Genomic DNA, 17,415 nt, shown 5'->3' with positions numbered 1-17,415 from the left:
GTGGTTTGATTATTATCGTCAGGCTGCGTAACTAAAATCTCCCAAGTTTAGTTCTACGGGATTGACAGCAAGGGTCAAGTCGCAGTTGAGCAAGCTCCCATGGAAGATGAGATTAGCTCGGTCAGTATGGCTATCTAGCTTGAGGTGAGATTATGATTTTGCCAAGGTCTTTAGATTGAATAATTGCTTGGTTGTGCCTCACTAACCGATATTAATAGTATGACTTAACTCTCTATAGCTATCTTCTAGGTAACATTTAGAAAATAGCTATAGAGGGTTTTTTGATGAATGAATACCTATCAATAGAGTCGGTTTGCGATATGTTGAACAAACGCATACATGATAATTTATAAGGTTTTTACTAGGTTAAATCTAAAGCATACGCGCCGAATTTCACTTGCTAATTCTACAGTTAGACTTCAACCAAAGTAGAGCATATATCAAAAAAAGCCTAAATAAGCGATAATGCCCGTCATAGATTCTGTGACGCCATAATCAGTGTTACGCGCTAGAATGATAGCCACAGACACCAATACCGCAAATCTCTAGTACAAGGCCACTCTGCATGACTAACAATAATCCCTTTAATCTTATTCCGCTGACACCCACTGGCAGGAACGACGTAGACAACGTCAATCTCTATGCTCCTGATGACATGATTACTATCTATGAGCAGCAGTTTTTAACCGAAGTACCTGACGACAAGCTCACTGAGTTTTTGCCCGCCCTAAAAGCGTTTTATGATATCGATGATAATACCTTAGATATTAGCGCCGTTATTTTTGACGCCATTGGCGATGCCGCTATCATTTATAATCATAAAATCAAAGTAGGCGACTATCAGCTATTAGGCGAGCTGGTCAAAGAGAGCATTCTAGAAGAAACTGAAGAGCAATCAAAAGATCAGGCTAATAATGACAGCGACGATGCTCAAGCCTTTACCATCGACTGTCTGCGCACCTTTTATATCAACGATGTGGAGATACCCTATCACTTTAATCTATTTATCCAAGGCGATGGCTATTCGACTTTGACCGAAAAAAATACCGTACTCGAAAAGCTCTATTGGTTCGTTCACGATGGCTTTGACGAGCACCTACTGGGCAACCCTGACGATGTCATAAGCCTAGAGTCTATCAATGCTGAGCTGGTCCAATTAGGCATTAGAGAGATGGATTTGACTACTATTCATGCTATCGTGAATTATATCGAAGATCATATTATCGATGATGAGATGGCAGACGTGCTCAATGAAAAGATAGATAGATCAGAGTAGGGTTTGGATTCAGAGAAAGTTAGCTTGTAATCATCGAGGGTACGCGGGGCGGCACCCAAAGAGGAGTCTCAACAGAACCATTGCCCATGTATGACGTAACGGGCATTAAGCAAGGGCTACAGCAAAGCATGACAGAGGTGAGCTAGTACAGCTGATACACGCGCACGGCATAGAAAAGAGTTGATCCAGTCAGCTCTTTTTTTATGTGCTAAATAAAAACAGTAGAGTATGAGGCATAGTAAAAAATACAGGACTCGGTAATTATATGAGAGGACGCGCTCTAATTCATTTATAAGGAGCACATTATGGAGAATTGAAATACAACACTACCAGTCATTGAGCAGGGGATGCCTCAATATAACCAAACTTGGGCGTTCTACTAGTGACCGTATTATTTATTCTGAGCGCTCTAAACCTATGGAAAGGATTCAGTCTAAAGAATAAGAGTGCAGAACTAGAAGAGACTACACAAAAAAGAAAATTGAGTAATCGCCTTTGGAAGCCAAAGCGCTAAGATAGGTAAAGCGATTGAAAGATGTCAGCCGTAGTTTTAACATTGAGTTATAAGTATATGAATTACACTCACCTTTAGTATAGCCTATTGCCTCTGCTGTGCTACAAGCTGAACAAGCATTGCTTGCAGTACTATAGCTAACTGTTGAACCAACTTGAGTTTTTACGCAAACCGGCTCATATTGAGCAGTACACATCGTATTTTCATCATCAAAAGAAGGACACTGTTCAAACACTGCATCGCTAGGTATTTGGCTATTGAGAGATGGTGTTTGATTGTCAAAAATGGGGACATCGACTAAGCTGCTACAGCCAGTAAAGGCGATTGTTATTGAAAGTCTGGTTAACATTAACCAAGAGGAAGATAAACCTTTATTAAATATATTAGCGCCTTGGTGATAAATTAGTTCTAATGTCCTATTGTAGCGCTAATCATAAAGTTAGTCTAAAATAAATACCACATTAATCAAATGGTACAAATTTTTCTAGTTTGCTCTGTACTTGCATCATTTTTAGAAATTTTGGTGAATTTGTACTTTCATAAGCTCTATTCAAAGCTTCTTGATACGTAGAGAAGTTAATAGGAAGCCTTAAATCGCTTAACACGTATACTGTGAAATACACTATCATAATATAAATAAATTAGACTTTAGCCCCACTAGTCCAGCCGGATAATCGCAGAAAGAATGGGACTTCGAGATGATTAACCGACTAAAGAAGAATGCTTTACAGTTTAAGAAAAATCCAATTAAAGATTATCTTGATTATTAATTTTTATACTGTGTGTTCTCTAGTGTTATTATCTGAGAACAAAGGTTATTCAGGATGGGAATTTTGCTATAACTTTTAGAGGGATTCTAATGAAAAAGTATATTGGTTTTACGCATAAAGTTTTTAGATTTGCGTTATATGTCTCAAAGCATTTAAAAGTTGATGTGATTAATATTTTGAAATATCAAAAAAACGCTCCTTTTTCATGTGAAAGACTGTTTGTAAAGCCTAGCAATATAAATTTTATGTTAGATCCATCTATAGATTTTGGTAATAATTTGCAGCGTTCAGACACAGGCACTGTAAGAGGGGGTGACTGGGATTTAAGTATAATCCCATTTACAGAGTTAGATAAATATAAGGTTTGTTATGCACATTTTTCTGAAAACAAGTCATGGAAAGATAGTAATGCTTATGACTTAATGTTATATCTTATGGAAAAAGAACCTGGTATCGACGGCTGCTATAATATTGATGATATCGTCATAAGATATAATAAGTTAGATGATATATTTTTATCTACAAAGGATAGTCGAAAGCTCCTAAGTGCTAGCGAAGTTAATAAAAAAGTATTTAGAGAGGAGGGGGGGATATATGTACACATCGGCAGAAATGGTAATCTTATATTCGGTTTAGGCGGTTGTCACCGGTTATCAATCGCTAAGATTCTTGAATTGGAAGAGGTGCCTGTTCAATTAGGTGTAGTACACGAGAGTGCAATATCTAACTGGGGTATAGAGCTTGAAAGAGCAAGAGAACCTTTTTCGTTAAAAGATTACTTTGTTAGACTCATCAATTAAATTTTATACATAGAATTTATTGTGTTGTTTAACTAAAACACCTTAGGAAACTCCCCAACTTTAAGCTGTCGTTTGAGGCGCTTGTTCTCTTCTAAAAACAGCTATAAGCTGTAAATCATACTGCTCAGTCCCTACAAGCTTGCCTTGATTAGCTTTGTTGTTCCAGTTCGATAAGGTTTGCATGAGGATACCAAGCTGTTTTGCAGTCGCTGAAATATTACCGTTGTTGTCTGCTATCTTTTTAACAGCTCCGGCTTTAAATTCGTCACTGTAGGTTCTTAATTTCTTGGTCATGGTAAACTCCTGTGTATACGCTTAGTTTACCAAGTTTAGTTGTACGGTTTTTTCAGCATAGCTCAGGTTGCAGTAGGACGTACCATCAGAAACAGTTTGGGATGGTTTTTGACAGCAACGAAGTATTGCTTATCTTCAGGCTTGTGACTGCTGATGCTTCGGTCTGAACTGATCGCTTTTCTATCCATAGCCTTAATCTCTATAAGTACATTCAAAAATCAGTATACTCAAAGTGCATGGATTAGGATAGATAAAGCAAGACAGTATAGTACAATAGATACAACAAAGCCCCTGATATCAGGGGCTTTGACGGTTCTAAAGATAAGTATAGAACTAGGTATTGGTACCGGTGGTCGGACTCGAACCGACACGCTTTTAAAGGCAACGGATTTTGAATCCGTCATGTCTACCAATTCCATCACACCGGCGTGTTAGGTATAAAGCAATGAGCTTTATTAAATTGGGCTACAGGTTGTACTGTATAGGCTGCGTATTATAACAGCCCAGCTGTCATCGTCAAGAATTATTTATCTTGATTGAGCAAATTTCTAACCTACAAACGCACGCTCAATAACATAATCAGCTTGTACGCCCATACGCGGCGATACGGTGAGACCAAAGCCATCTAATATTCTAGAGATATCGGCGTTGAATGGCATGCTACCGCAAATCAATACGCGGTCATCTTCTTTATTCATTTGTGGTAGTCCGACATCTTCAAACAGCTTGCCTGATTCCATCAAGTCGGTAATACGGCCCATATTTCTAAATTCTTCGCGCGTCGTCGTTGGGTAGTAAACGAACTTTTCTTTATACCAGTCGCCGAAGATCTCATCATTAGGTAGCTCGTTTTCAAACATCTCAAGATAAGCCAAATCTTCGACGTTACGCACACCATGGACCAAGATTATCTTTTCGTATTTTTCATAAACCTCAGGATCACGTGATAACGCTAGGAACGGCGCAAGGCCTGTACCTGTGGCGAGCATGTACAGGTTTTTACCTGGTAGTAAATCGTCTAAGACTAGCGTGCCAGTCGGTTTTTTGCTGACTAGTAGCTCATCGCCGACTTTGATATGCTGCAAGCGTGAGGTCAGTGGCCCATCAGGAACCTTAATCGAAAAGAACTCTAAATGGTCTTCATAATTAGGACTAGCAATCGAGTAAGCTCGCAGTAGCGGTCTGCCATCAACTAAGATACCAATCATCGCAAACTCACCGTTACGAAAACGTAAGCCATCGTCGCGAGTGGTCTTGATACTGAAGAGCGAATCGTTCCAGTGGTGAACGTCTGTGACCGTTTCTGTGCGGAGTTTTGACATAAAGCCCTCTGATTAATCGATAAACGCATCGAATGGCAAGCCGCCAGATGCAAGTTATTCTCAATATATAATGGGGCACATCATAACAAATTTCAAAATAAAAATCCGCCGTGATATGCGTACTTACCATGATAAAATGGAATATCGTTAGTGATTATTTTTGTATGATTTATAGAGTATCTCTGACTACAGTGCATTTTTTGGCTTTGGAATAATTGATGAGTAAGCAAATACAGACCCATGTGGCGCCTATCATTGGCTATCATCGAGCGCCATTATCTCAGAAGTTTGGTGCGCCAAGACAGCCTAATTTAGTCGAGCTGATTAGTGCTATTGAGATGATTGCGCCCTTTGATACGCCAGCGGCTTTTGTCGGCTTAGAAGAGTTTAGCCATCTTTGGCTCAGTTGGCAGTTTCATCATAATAAAGATCTCAATAATCAGCAGACTAGCATTCAGCAAGGCACACAGACCGATAGTGGCTTTCGCGCGCAAGTCAGACCACCACGACTAGGCGGTAATCAAAAGATAGGCGTATTTGCCAGTCGCAGTATGTATCGCCCCGCACAGCTTGGCCTTTCAGTGGTGAAGCTTGAGCGGATCGAAGTGATTGCAGGCCGAGTGATGTTGATTATCAGTGGCGCCGATTTGATCGAGGGTACGCCCATTATCGATATTAAGCCTTACGTCGCTTATAGTGATAGTATTGAGCATGCTGCGAGCGGATTTGCGCCAACAGCGCCGATCCCGTTAGCGGTTACAATGACTGCTAATGCTCAAGAGCAGTTCGCAGCCTTGTCTCATAATGACATAGAGAGCCGCACACCTATAGACAGCAAATCTGTGATTAATAATATACAGCAGCGTTTAGTGGCGGCAGATTTGCCGTTAATAACAGCTTTAATTGCGCAAGATCCTAGGCCAGCTTACCGCCGTGATGAAATAAATACGAGCTTTATCATGCGCTATAAGTCGGTCGATGTCAGCTTTTGCCAAGCGGAGCGGGGCGAATTGCAGATTATGTCAGTAGTCGAAGTGGTTTAATAGTATTAAATTATGAATAATAAAAGAAGATAACTATGTCGGTTCCGGATTATTCTTTAATGGTAGATTTGCGCTGGTGTCTTGATGAGTTGCTAGCAGATAGGGTGATCGATCAGCGCGGTTATAATCTAGTAATGACCAGTCGCCGTGATAAAACTCAGCATCCCCTGATTACGGTTAGCGAGTTTGGCTTGATCAATGGTCACGATAAAGAGGGTGAGAATAAGCTGACACTGACTTGGCTCAATCAGTGGTTAGCTGCTAAAGCCCATATTCCTTTAGTCCGTATCGACCCGCTTAAAACGGACGTACCAGCAGTGACGCAGCTGATGTCGTTTGAGTATGCGCGCTCGCAGCATATTTTGCCCATTGAGGTAGCAACTGATGAGATCGTCATCGGTACCGATCAGCCTTTTTATAGCGACTGGCATAGCAATATCGAAAAAATCATCGGCAATAAGAGCTATCGTACTGTTTATATCAGCCCCGATCAGATCAATCGCTATCGCCAAGAGTTCTATCAAGTCACCCAAGCGATCGCAGGCGCTAATAGTGTGCACAAACGCGCTGCTGCCGACGTCACTAACGTCGAGGCCTTGCTACAGTTAGGCGATAATGCCAACCCCGATGCTAATGATCAGCATATCGTCAAGGTCGTCGATTGGCTACTGCTGTATGCTTTTGAGCAGCGCGCTAGTGATATCCATTTAGAGCCGCGCCGCGAGACCGGCAAGGTGCGCTTTCGTATTGATGGCGTCCTGCATACCGTCTATGAGATGCCGATTGCGATTTTGATGGCAGTCACTGCACGGATTAAAATCTTGGGCCGTCTCAATGTCGCCGAGAAGCGCAAACCGCAAGATGGCCGGCTCAAGACCCGCACTCATAAGGGCTTAGAGACTGAGCTGCGTCTGTCAACTTTGCCAACGGCTTTTGGCGAAAAGCTAGTCATGCGCGTCTTTGACCCAGAAGTACTTGTGCGCTCGTTTGCGCAGCTCGGTCTCTCAGGTAAGCAGCTTGAGATGTGGCACGAGCTAACTAGCCATCCAAACGGTATTATCTTAGTCACTGGGCCGACAGGTTCTGGTAAGACCACTACCTTATATAGTACGCTCAAACAGCTTGCCACTGAGCAAGTCAATGTCTGCACTATCGAAGATCCTATCGAGATGATCGAGCCGGCTTTTAATCAGATGCAGGTCAATCCGGCGATAGATTTGCATTTTGCCGATGGTATTCGCTCGTTGATGCGTCAAGATCCTGATATCGTTATGGTCGGAGAGATACGCGATTCTGAGACCGCTAACATGGCGGTACAAGCCTCGCTTACTGGGCATTTAGTGCTCTCGACCTTGCACACTAATGATGCACCAAGCTCGTTGCCGCGCTTGCATGATTTAGGCGTACAGCCATTTTTAACCTCAGCGACGATACTAGGCGTTATGGCGCAGCGACTGATTAGAACGCTGTGCCCGCATTGCAAACAGGCACAGAAACTTAACGCCGATAGTGAGATGGCGCTGCAGTGGCAAGAGCTAGTACAGCCGTGGCGAGCTTCATTACCAACACAAATCTATATGGCCAAAGGCTGTGAACACTGCCGCCATACTGGCTATCAAGGACGTATTGGTCTTTATGAGATTATGCCGCTATCTAATGAGCTCAAAAAGCTAGTCGCGGCTGATGCCAATCTAGAGACGCTTAAGCAGCAAGCGTACCGCGAAGGCGTGCAGCCGCTAAGGCTATCTGGTGCTAAGCGTATTTCTGAAGGAGTGACCACGATAGAAGAGGTGATGCGGGTGGTACCTTTATAGTTTGTAGAGTAGAGACACTGTAGAGTAGAGACTAAGCTTTTTAGCAAGCCGATGGTTGATTTTGCAACACGTCAGCAGTTAGGAAATATTCTAGATTTCAACGATTTATGTTTCATGCTAGCTTGAATGGTAGGCATGCTTAGCTTAGCGCTCCCAACGTACACCTTGACGGATGACTTTGGCTGGCACGCCAGCCACTAGGCAGTTAGGCGTATTGATAGGTTTATTAACAAAAGCGCCGGCGGCGATAATACAACCATCGGCAATAGAGACGTTTTTGGAGATAGTTACATTAGCAGCAATCCAGATATGATCACCAATAACCACATCACGATGCGCGTTATTTAAACGGCAGTTAGAGGCTATGTCATAGACCTTGTGCACGTCTGTCGCCCGAATCTCAATACCGCGCGATATCATGCAAGCGTTGCCAATAATGACGCTTTTATCTCTAGCTAAGATATAACAGCCCACCGCTGTAGTCTGCCCACCAATATGAATACGCAAGTGCTGTCCCACGATCAGTAATTGTCCTGAAAACTTCACGCCATCTTCTATGATGACTTGATTGTTGCTACCATTGATATCGATTTTTAGATTATTGAATTTAGTATTGTTGCCGATAGAGATTTGATTATTATCACCTTTACGGATGTTGATCTTAGAATCGCCAACGATGCGAGCGTTTTTGGCAATATCAAATTGATTGTTATCCCCGTTATCCTGCAATAAAAAACGCTGCCGATATAAGTATTTTGGCACTAAGCGAGTCAGCGCTCTTTTATTGAGCGCTTTTGGCAGTGCAAAGGTTTTGTGATCAGTCATAGGGCAGGGGCTTATCAAATTAGCTAAAAGGAGTTGAAGACTATCGATTCTAGCATTATTAATGACTGAGTTTCATCTGGCTGATAATGGATCGAATATAGTACTTGCCTTGAAAACAGCGTTTATTGCAGCAATATCTAGGACTTAAGGCTTTTATTTATAAGAGAAAGGCGACAAAGCTAGTCACGATAAAATTTAATCAAAAACGATAAAGATAACGATAAAGATAGAGAGAGTATTTATGTTTACTGACACTCATTGCCACCTCAACCGTCTCGATCTCACTAAATACGGTGGCGAGCTCTCAGGTGCCATTGCCGCTATGAAAGAGGCCAATGTCACCCGAGCGATGGCGATTATGTGCGATTTTGCTGAATATGATGAGATTGCCGATATCGTGAGCCGCTACAGCGATGATGATCTGCGTTTAGGTATGAGCGTGGGGATTCATCCTTGCGAAGACATCGGCGTCTTGCAATCGGCGAGCGTAGAGCGTTTACTTGAAACGGCTAAAGAAGACCATGTTTGGGCCATAGGGGAGACGGGACTGGACTACTATTGGTCGACCGAAAATAAACTTGAACAGCAGGACAGTTTGGCGCGCCATATTCATGCCAGTCAACAGCTAAAAAAACCGTTAGTGGTGCATATGCGCGACGCAAAAGACGATACTATCGATATCTTAAAGTCTGAGGGTGCAGAGCACGGTATTATCCACTGTTTCACTGAAGATTGGGATACTGCTAAGCGCGCGCTAGATCTAGGGTTTTACATTTCTTTTTCGGGAATTGTCAGCTTTAAGAGCGCTAAAAGTATTCAAGAGGCGGCTAAAAATATGCCGCGAGATAGAATACTTATCGAAACCGATAGCCCTTATTTGGCGCCCGTACCCAAACGTGGACGCCCTAATGAGCCAGCTTATGTACCTTATGTCGCTAGTTTTATCGCTGATATGTATGAGTGCAGTAGTGAAGAGGTAGGTAAGTTAACTGCAAAAAACTTTGAAAATTTACTAGCACAATATCATTAAAGTCGTTATGCTATGACCAGTCAGTCATTTATAAATAAGGCGTATTGCTCAACTTTGAGCATCCAAATCCTGTTTTTTATAGCATTAGCGTTCTCTTATCTCTATTAATAAAAGTGTTTGCCAGTCGTACTTGGCAGTAAACAGCCTTGCCCGGCAGCTACTATGAGACGAAGATAACCAATGACTGACTACTAAGCATAGCTACTTGTTATAGTTGCCTCTTACTAGTGACTCTTAATAGCTGAGTTGTTAATTGGCTGATTCGTCGAACTATAACCGTATGCTTAATTTCACCAAGTTTAGGAGAAGTTATGAGTCGTCAGCACCAGTTCAAAGTAAGAGAAGAGAATATCTTAGCGATGGCTGAGCAATTGCTACTTGAGTCAGGCGATGGTGATATTACTTTAGATAGCCTAGCCGATCAGCTTGATTTAGCCAAGGGTACCCTATACAAGCATTTTTCTAGTAAAGATGAGCTTTATTTGCGTATTATTATTCGCTACGAAGAGCAGCTATTTGAGATTAACCGCGTTGATGACTGTGCTTCTGCTGGGGTGGCACGGATGATCCTCCAGCAGCTGCTCAATCCACAAAAAGCGATGCTCCTGAACCAAATTGAAGAGCGTCTGGCCGCTTCAGTGACCGGTCTTAATCGCTTATTTGCCGAGCTTTATGATATCCGTCGTCAGCGTATGAAGCGTCTGATCGATATCGTCAGTGCTTATCTCAAAGAGCAGCACAGCGGCATGACCACTCGTGACTATCTGTGTACTATTTGGGCGATGGGGCAAGGCGGTGCCGGACTGCTTAATTCTAGCTTTTATCAGCGCTATCTGGGTCGCCGTGATACGCTACGCTACGCGCTCGTTCAGCAGATGCTGGATCTTCCTGGACACTATCCGGCGCATACCGCTGATGAGAGCCTCAATGATGAAGATATGCAAGATCTGGTTGAGCAAATCGAGACAGAATCAGCAGAACACCGTAATACTCAGTATTAATGGCTAATGTTTTATCAATGGCTAATAGTGGTCATTGCTAATAATCAATGATCAAGGTTTGCCTCCTATCATGAAACACGCGCAGACTGGTTTTACTTTAGTGGAGATCATAGTGGTGGTGGTTATTTTATCCATCTTTGCCGGTATGATCAGCTTGTCTGTTGGTAGCAGTGAATCGCGTAAACACTTAGCTTTTTATGAGCATTTAACAGATTCACTCAGCTACGTTCGACTATTATCCGCAGAACGTATGCAGCCGATGGGGCTAAGCCTACAAGCGGATAAACAGGGTCAGATCACCCCTATAATCGTCAGTCTCTCTAACCCCTATATAGCCTATCAAGCCGCCGATAAACTTGGCACTACTGGCGCTATCGATAGTACCCCCAAAAACGCTATGGAGCTCTCCGCCATGTCCGCGGATCCAAAAGACAACGTAGCAAATCCGAGCTGGGAGCTAGAACCAGAAATCACTTTACCGCAGATGCCTGCAGGCGTCAGCTTAGCGATTCAAAGTCTGGATTCTAGTAATATGAGCGCGAGCAATGGCGGCATAAAAGCGCAGGCGCTACAGCCGTGGTTCACCGAGCAAGCCGTGCCACAAGTCCTCTGGTTCGGAACCGGGCAGGCCAGTCCTGTCACTATAGAAGTGCGCCATCAGTCGCGGTTAGTGGGTGAGGTAATTACCATTATGCCGGATGGTAGTATGACAATAGGGCAAGGGTTATAGCGCATGAATCTTACCGAAAAACCTACGGCGCTAAGATCAAAAATAGACAAGCCGCCTCCTACAAATGTGTCTTATACATCGTCAGGTAAGTCCTACCAGTTCTTTAAGCTGAATTCATCTATAAACACGCGCCGATCAGAGCGCGGTTTTACCTTGATTGAGGTGATGGTGGCGCTCGCTATCTTAGCCGTCGTCGCTGTCGCTGCTAGCCGTGCTAGTAGTGCTTATCTGTCTTCAGTCGATGTTTTAAAAACGCGAACCTTAGCGCATTTCGTCGCTCAAAACGCTGCGGCCGACTTACGTATTCAGCAGATTTGGCTGACTGCCAATCGCAGCCAAACGGTCAATGAGCAAGGGCGTGATTGGCAAGTAAAGATGAGCGTAGCCAACACTTTGAGCCCCGCATTAAAAAAGGTGACTATCGAGGTCGCGCCGATTCTCGATGGTCAACCGCGTTCGGTGGTAACGGACATTACGGTGATAGTTAGTAATCCTGAGACGGCTAGTGGTAGTGCCGCCTCCTTTGGTTTGGGTAGTGGCGACGATGGAGGACCGCCATGAGCGCGCAGCGCGGCTTTACTTTACTGGAGCTGATGGTTGCTATGGCGATATTTGCGATGCTTGCCGTGGCAGGCTGGCAGGTATTCGATAGTGTCAATCGCGCGCGCGATAGAGCGCAGCTGCAGGCGGATCATTTGGCGGCGTTGCAGTACGCTTATTTGCAGCTGCAGCAAGATATGGGGCAGATTATTGCTTATCAAGTGCCTAGCGCTCAAGCTGCTAATGAGATTAATAATAATGATACTAGCAATAATACTGGTGATGCTGCGCCACTAGCGCCTGAGCCCTTTATGCGCTTAGATGGCGAGCAGGTAAGCTTTGTACGTTTCGCTGATCCGGATCCCCGTTATCAAAGCAGCCCAAGTTTGCAGCATATCGAATATATCTTTGCCGATCAGCGTTTAATTCGCCGTCAGTATACTCATATTGAAAATACTAGCGGTAGTAATAGCCAAAATGTGAGCTTAGATAGCGTATTACTCGAAGGGGTAACGGCTGCAAGCTGGCAAGCGTTATTGCCTGAGCCTGCTAATACTTTTCCTAATGACAGCAGTAATAGCAATAGTAGTAATTTGGCTAATACAGCTAATGGGACGGCGCAGTCAAGCCAAGTTAACTCAGTGAATTTATTACCACAAGGCGTCGCCGTCAGCTTTACTTATCAAGATATGCCGATTCATTGGCAATGGGCGCTAGCGCCGCAGCCTCTACCTGTAACTAATAATACGCTGGGCAGTAGCAATAATGATAATAACAATAACAACACTGGCAATAATAACTGACTTATGACGATAGCAATCAGATCTCAACGCGGCGTGGCTTTATTGACTATCCTCTTATTGGTAGTCAGTATCACTGTGGTGGCAGGAGCTATGCTCGCCAGTCAGAAGATTGTCATTCGCCGCAGCGGTTTATTATTCAATCAGAATCAATTACTACAAGACATTGACGCTGCGCAGCAATTGGCTGTCACTTTGGTTCGAGCTGATAGTATGCTCAATGATACCGATAGTCTCCAAGATATTTGGGCGCAGCCGCTCCCGCCTTATCCTTTAGCATCGCATACGGTGACTATGGAGCTGCGCGATGAGGCAGCGCGCTTTAATATCAATAACCTTTATCACGATGGGAAAGTAGACGCTGCTGCTTTAGGTGTTTTTCAGCGCCTATTAACTCAGCTCAATCTAGATCCAAAGATAGCTATCGCCGCTCTGGATTGGCAAGATAGGGATAGGGAAGTCTACAAGGATGGCGGAGAGGAGGGCGTAGTCTATGCTCAGCAAGGCACTGGCTTGAGCGCCGCTTTACCCAATCAGCCGTTTGTCAGTGTCGATCAGCTGCAAGATCTACCCAATATGAGCGCCGAAGGATTAGCGGTTTTGCGACCTTATCTGACCGCTGTGCCTTATTATTTACCTATCAATGTCAATACCGCTAGCCCTGAGATGCTGGCGGCTTTGGTAGACGGTATCAGCGCGCAGCAGATACAAGGATTAGAGAGTTTACAAAAGCAGCAAGTCATTGAGTCAGTTGATAATATTTGGCAACAGCCGCCTCTAAATGCGGTCAGCACTGAGCAGCGCCAGCTCTTGACTCCATTATTAGCTGTCGATAGCCAAGCTTTTTTAGCGCTAATTACCGCCACCGATAGCGCTAACTTAGGCGCAGCGCGACAAAAATTTGCCACAGTGCTGATCAGTAAAATCGAAGATTCTAATGGTGATAATACTGAGACTAATAACGATGGTAATAATGACAACAATGCTAATAACAATGAGGATTCTAATAAGAAACCTGCAAAAACAATTAAGGTAGTGTCTCAGCGGCTATGGGCGTTTGAGCCCACTTTTTAATGAGCTAGCTTTGTCTTTTAGGAGATACAGACACTACTCATCGAGCAAGGTTTCTTCAGTAGATTTCCAATTATAAGCGCCGTAAAAAAGCATCTGTGCTTGACGAGTACAGTTGTGCAGCATCTGCTGTTTTCTACGCTCAATCTCATCCAAATCGGCTTCATCATCATGATCCTCAGAATAAGTCAGCTCTAACCAATCAATAATCCAAGAAAAGAACATATTGATGCCAGCATCCGCCAGCAAAAGACGGTCATAGTCATTGATGTGGCTAAAGGCTGGCTGTAGCGCTAAATCTTCTGATAAGCTCTGTATATGTAGCTTTAATAATTTACTGATCGTATTGCGCACCGCCTCCGAGCCGCCAAAGCGCTCACTGACTAAGAACTGCCAATAGTAAGGCTGCTCGCTCACCATCTGCAAAAACAGCTGAATACTCTTGGCAATCTGCCGCTCAAAGCTACGGGTCTTGCCGATATGTAGACCCTCACTTAAAGTAGCCATCGTACCGCCAAGCTCTTCAATCACTAAAGCTTGACCGAGCGACTCCATATCATCAAAATGCCGATAGAATGCCGTGGGCACTACGCCCACTTCACGGGTGATTTGGCGCAGACTGATAGAGCTAAAAGATTGCCCTGTCATGCAAAGATCTAAAACGGCATTAAAAAAAGCTCGTCTGGTTTGAAGTTTTTTTTGTTCGCGGCTGCTCATAAGATATCTATTGTGGCTGAGTTGTTGTTTATCATACCGATTTAACGATGAAAATACGAATAAAATCAGAACACTTGTACTAGGTTTTTACTATAGCGTATAAATACCTCAAACCATCGTGCCCCAGTGACCTTGCAACTCTTGCGCCAGCCGATAAGCTTCATGGTCATTCATACCGGTGATAAAGTCTAGAACAATCAGGATATTATGATAAATATTGCCGGACAACTGGCGCTTCTGCTCACTCAGATGTGGCTGTAGTAGGCTAAGCAGACGCTGCTGCTCAAATGGTTTAGGACTAGAATTGAGCGTTGTCCAAGCGAGCGGCATAAAAGCGTCGAGCAATCGCTGCAGGCATTGATTGGCCATCAGCTCCATCCGCACCTTGCTAGGATGATTGAAAATCCGCTCACGCGCCAATAGTTTAGCTTGGGTAATGCCACTTTGTACATCAGCGTCACAATGAGTGAATAGACTACCGGTTAGCTCTCCGGCTAGCATCGCAGCGCGATTAGCCACGAAGGCATCAGTCACCGTATTGACGAGACGCATCATAGCGCGCGCACGAAGAGAGGCTAGCTGCTGGCTGACCGATAATTGTGCCGGTAAAGTGATAGCAGTAGGGCGCTCGCCAATGAGCTGATAAAATATTTCGGCTACTTCATTGAAATTTAGCATATTAAGCTGAATACCATCTTCTAAGTCTATCAAGGCATAGCAGATATCATCAGCGGCCTCCAGCAAGTAAGCGAGCGGATGACGCGCAAAGCCATCGTGCAGCTGTGAGCGTGGCAGCTGTAAACAAGCGGTGAGCTCTTCTAGCTGCTGCGCTTCACTGACAAAACTGCCGAATTTTTGTACTTTATCAATAGGATAATTATTATTACTATCTATGGTATTGCTATGACTGGCTTGCCAAGGATATTTCATAAATGCGCCAAGCGTGGCACAAGTCAAGCGCATACCGCCTTGATCAGGATGGTGCTCATTACGCACGAGTAGCCGAAACCCTTGTGCGTTACCTTCATAAGCTAAGACATCCAAACGCTCTTTAGCGCTTAAGTGCTCTAGTACCGAGCGGCGCTCAGCGTGCATAAACCAATCACGTATGGCGTATTCTCCAGCATGACCAAAAGGCGGATTGCCAATATCATGAGCCAGACAAGCGGCTTGTACTATTACCCCAACATCGGCTGGTGTCACCCCGAGAGGCAGGCCAGCAGCGAGCTTATCATGGAGCTTCTCGGCGGACATCATGCCAAGAGAGCGCCCAATACAAGAGACCTCTAGTGAATGCGTCAAGCGCGTGTGGATACCTAATTGATTGGTGAGTGGATGCACTTGCGTTTTTTGATTGAGCTGACGAAAAGAGTGCGAAAACACCAAGCGGTCATAGTCTTTATGAAAAGAAGTGCGCGCGCTGTCCTGCACTGGGGCTTGTTTATCGCTGCCTAGCCGCTGTGCGTTAAATAGTCTTGCCCAGTGCTCGGTAGCGTTTTTTGGTTGTTTAGCATGATTGCTCATTATTTATCGTCCGTTATTGTTTTTTTATCTTAAGATTTGACGTCATTTGATATCCCTATTATCCAGAGATTGCCCACAAATAGTCTAACCAAAAATATCAGTAAGATGAGTAAACATTTGCTAGTCTAGAGGTGAAATCGAGCCCATAAAAAAGCCAGCGCTAAGGCTGACTTTTAATTCTAAGCTATAAAGGAGGTTTAAAGATAAGCTTAGACGTTAAATCTAAAGTGCATCACGTCGCCATCTTGGACGATATAAGTCTTGCCTTCTAGGCGAGATTTACCGGCAGCGGCTGCACCTTTTTCACCGTTATACTCGATAAAATCGTCATAAGCGATGACCTCAGCACGGATAAAGCCGCGCTCGAAGTCAGTATGAATTACCCCAGCGGCTTGCGGCGCTGTCGCCCCAATAGCAACGGTCCACGCGCGAACTTCTTTGACCCCAGCAGTGAAGTAAGTTTGCATATCAAGTAAGTCATAGCCGCCGCGAATCACTTGATCGAGACCCGCCTCTTCCATATCCATCTCTTCTAGGAAGTCTTTTTTATCGGCTTCATCAAGCTGAGCAATTTCAGCTTCGATCTGATTGCAAAGGGCGATAACGATAGAGTCCTCACCCGTAGCATAATTGCGCACAGCATCGAGATAAGGATTATTCTCAAAACCATCCTCAGACACGTTAGCAATATACATGGTAGGCTTAAGCGTAATCAAACCATAGCTTCTGATCAGCTTTTTCTCGTCTGTATCTAGGTTCGCCGCACGTGCCGCTTTACCTTCGGCAAGTAGTGGCTCAATTTTTTTGAACACCTCTAACATAGCTTGCGCGTCTTTGTCGCCGCCTTTCGCTTTTTTAGAGAGGTTCATTATTGCGCGCTCAACGGCTTCCAAATCGGCTAGAGCAAGTTCAGTATTGATGGTTTCGATATCGTCGATTGGACTGACGCGGCCGTCGACATGCACGACGTTATCATCGTCGAAGCAGCGAACCACGTGGGCGATAGCGTCGGTCTCGCGAATATTGGCTAGAAACTGGTTGCCCATGCCTTCGCCTTTTGAGGCACCTGCGACTAAGCCTGCGATATCAACAAACTCCATAGTCGTCGGCAATACGCGCTCAGGATTGACGATATCGGCGAGCTTTTTGAGGCGTGGGTCAGGTACCGGCACGATACCCGTGTTGGGATCTTTGGTACAAAAAGGGAAGTTCTCAGCGGCGATTCCCGCTTTGGTCAAAGCATTAAATAAAGTGGATTTGCCTACGTTTGGTAGGCCGACGATACCGCAGTTAAAACCCATAATGGTCTCTCAATACGTTAATAAAATCAGTAATTTGCTAGTT

Annotated in this window: 16 protein-coding genes, 1 tRNA gene and 1 pseudogene; 10 read left to right on the top strand and 8 right to left on the bottom strand. The window is 44.3% G+C overall.

The genetic code is table 11. From position 1 onward, the window contains the following. Nucleotides 1-565: 565 nt before the first annotated feature. Nucleotides 566-1,276: a hypothetical protein gene (locus ACS8FD_RS10705; protein ID WP_439275832.1), complete on the top strand. Its 711-nt coding sequence runs from the start codon at nucleotides 566-568 to the stop codon at nucleotides 1,274-1,276. 1,373 nt (nucleotides 1,277-2,649) lie between these two features. Then, nucleotides 2,650-3,360 (top strand): hypothetical protein, encoded by a 711-nt coding sequence (locus ACS8FD_RS10700; RefSeq protein ID WP_439275831.1) that lies wholly within the window; start codon nucleotides 2,650-2,652, stop codon nucleotides 3,358-3,360. Between the two features lie 50 nt (nucleotides 3,361-3,410). Here ACS8FD_RS10700 and ACS8FD_RS10695 read toward each other — a convergent pair. From ACS8FD_RS10695 to ACS8FD_RS10680, 4 genes and pseudogenes are all read right to left on the bottom strand, one after another. After that, nucleotides 3,411-3,654, bottom strand: a pseudogene (locus ACS8FD_RS10695) (transposase); the annotation flags it as partial. A 62-nt stretch (nucleotides 3,655-3,716) separates the two neighbouring features. Further along, entirely contained in the window at nucleotides 3,717-3,842 is a 126-nt protein-coding gene (locus ACS8FD_RS10690; RefSeq protein WP_439275830.1) for a hypothetical protein, read from the bottom strand. A gap of 153 nt (nucleotides 3,843-3,995) precedes the next feature. Further along, nucleotides 3,996-4,082 (bottom strand) — tRNA-Leu (locus ACS8FD_RS10685). Nucleotides 4,083-4,202: 120 nt separating this feature from the next. Continuing rightward, nucleotides 4,203-4,976 (bottom strand): ferredoxin--NADP reductase, encoded by a 774-nt coding sequence (locus ACS8FD_RS10680; RefSeq protein ID WP_439275829.1) that lies wholly within the window; start codon nucleotides 4,974-4,976, stop codon nucleotides 4,203-4,205. Between the two features lie 218 nt (nucleotides 4,977-5,194). On the opposite strand from ACS8FD_RS10680, the gene tsaA reads away from it, so the two are divergent. Both tsaA and ACS8FD_RS10670 read left to right on the top strand, forming a co-directional pair. Then, nucleotides 5,195-6,019, top strand: a complete 825-nt coding sequence (tsaA, locus tag ACS8FD_RS10675) for a tRNA (N6-threonylcarbamoyladenosine(37)-N6)-methyltransferase TrmO (protein WP_439275828.1) — start codon at nucleotides 5,195-5,197, stop codon at nucleotides 6,017-6,019. A 35-nt stretch (nucleotides 6,020-6,054) separates the two neighbouring features. Next, nucleotides 6,055-7,833 (top strand): GspE/PulE family protein, encoded by a 1,779-nt coding sequence (locus tag ACS8FD_RS10670; RefSeq protein ID WP_439275827.1) that lies wholly within the window; start codon nucleotides 6,055-6,057, stop codon nucleotides 7,831-7,833. 144 nt (nucleotides 7,834-7,977) lie between these two features. Here ACS8FD_RS10670 and ACS8FD_RS10665 read toward each other — a convergent pair whose 3' ends face one another. Beyond that, nucleotides 7,978-8,658 carry an acyltransferase gene (locus ACS8FD_RS10665; RefSeq protein ID WP_439275826.1) on the bottom strand — a complete coding sequence of 227 codons (681 nt, stop codon included), beginning with the start codon at nucleotides 8,656-8,658 and terminating at the stop codon, nucleotides 7,978-7,980. A 241-nt stretch (nucleotides 8,659-8,899) separates the two neighbouring features. On the opposite strand from ACS8FD_RS10665, the gene ACS8FD_RS10660 reads away from it, so the two are divergent. The 6 genes from ACS8FD_RS10660 (at nucleotide 8,900) to gspK (ending at nucleotide 13,833) form a co-directional block, all read left to right on the top strand. Next, the gene (locus tag ACS8FD_RS10660; protein WP_439275825.1) at nucleotides 8,900-9,688 is read left to right on the top strand and encodes a TatD family hydrolase; all 789 of its coding nucleotides are present in this window, start codon (nucleotides 8,900-8,902) and stop codon (nucleotides 9,686-9,688) included. Nucleotides 9,689-9,999: 311 nt separating this feature from the next. After that, nucleotides 10,000-10,689, top strand: coding sequence for a TetR/AcrR family transcriptional regulator (locus ACS8FD_RS10655; RefSeq protein WP_439275824.1), 690 nt, complete (start codon nucleotides 10,000-10,002; stop codon nucleotides 10,687-10,689). Between the two features lie 70 nt (nucleotides 10,690-10,759). After that, entirely contained in the window at nucleotides 10,760-11,419 is a 660-nt protein-coding gene (locus tag ACS8FD_RS10650; RefSeq protein WP_439275823.1) for a prepilin-type N-terminal cleavage/methylation domain-containing protein, read from the top strand. 66 nt (nucleotides 11,420-11,485) lie between these two features. Beyond that, entirely contained in the window at nucleotides 11,486-11,980 is a 495-nt protein-coding gene (gene gspI / locus ACS8FD_RS10645) for a type II secretion system minor pseudopilin GspI (RefSeq protein ID WP_439275822.1), read from the top strand. Further along, entirely contained in the window at nucleotides 11,977-12,762 is a 786-nt protein-coding gene (gene gspJ / locus ACS8FD_RS10640; protein WP_439275821.1) for a type II secretion system minor pseudopilin GspJ, read from the top strand. The genes gspI and gspJ overlap by 4 nt, the downstream gene beginning before the upstream one ends. A 3-nt stretch (nucleotides 12,763-12,765) precedes the next feature. Further along, nucleotides 12,766-13,833, top strand: a complete 1,068-nt coding sequence (gene gspK / locus ACS8FD_RS10635; RefSeq protein ID WP_439275820.1) for a type II secretion system minor pseudopilin GspK — start codon at nucleotides 12,766-12,768, stop codon at nucleotides 13,831-13,833. Between the two features lie 33 nt (nucleotides 13,834-13,866). Here gspK and ACS8FD_RS10630 read toward each other — a convergent pair whose 3' ends face one another. The 3 genes from ACS8FD_RS10630 to ychF all read right to left on the bottom strand — a co-directional run bounded on the left by ACS8FD_RS10630 (nucleotide 13,867) and on the right by ychF (nucleotide 17,372). After that, nucleotides 13,867-14,547, bottom strand: coding sequence for a TetR family transcriptional regulator (locus ACS8FD_RS10630; protein ID WP_439275819.1), 681 nt, complete (start codon nucleotides 14,545-14,547; stop codon nucleotides 13,867-13,869). Between the two features lie 108 nt (nucleotides 14,548-14,655). After that, on the bottom strand, nucleotides 14,656-16,071 hold the full coding sequence (locus ACS8FD_RS10625; RefSeq protein ID WP_439275818.1) for a deoxyguanosinetriphosphate triphosphohydrolase: 1,416 nt from the start codon (nucleotides 16,069-16,071) through the stop codon (nucleotides 14,656-14,658). A 209-nt stretch (nucleotides 16,072-16,280) separates the two neighbouring features. Then, nucleotides 16,281-17,372, bottom strand: coding sequence for a redox-regulated ATPase YchF (ychF, locus tag ACS8FD_RS10620; RefSeq protein ID WP_439275817.1), 1,092 nt, complete (start codon nucleotides 17,370-17,372; stop codon nucleotides 16,281-16,283). Nucleotides 17,373-17,415: the final 43 nt, after the last annotated feature.

Source organism: Psychrobacter sp. 1U2, from assembly GCF_051847575.1.
This window is presented reverse-complemented; position numbering and strand designations above follow the sequence as displayed.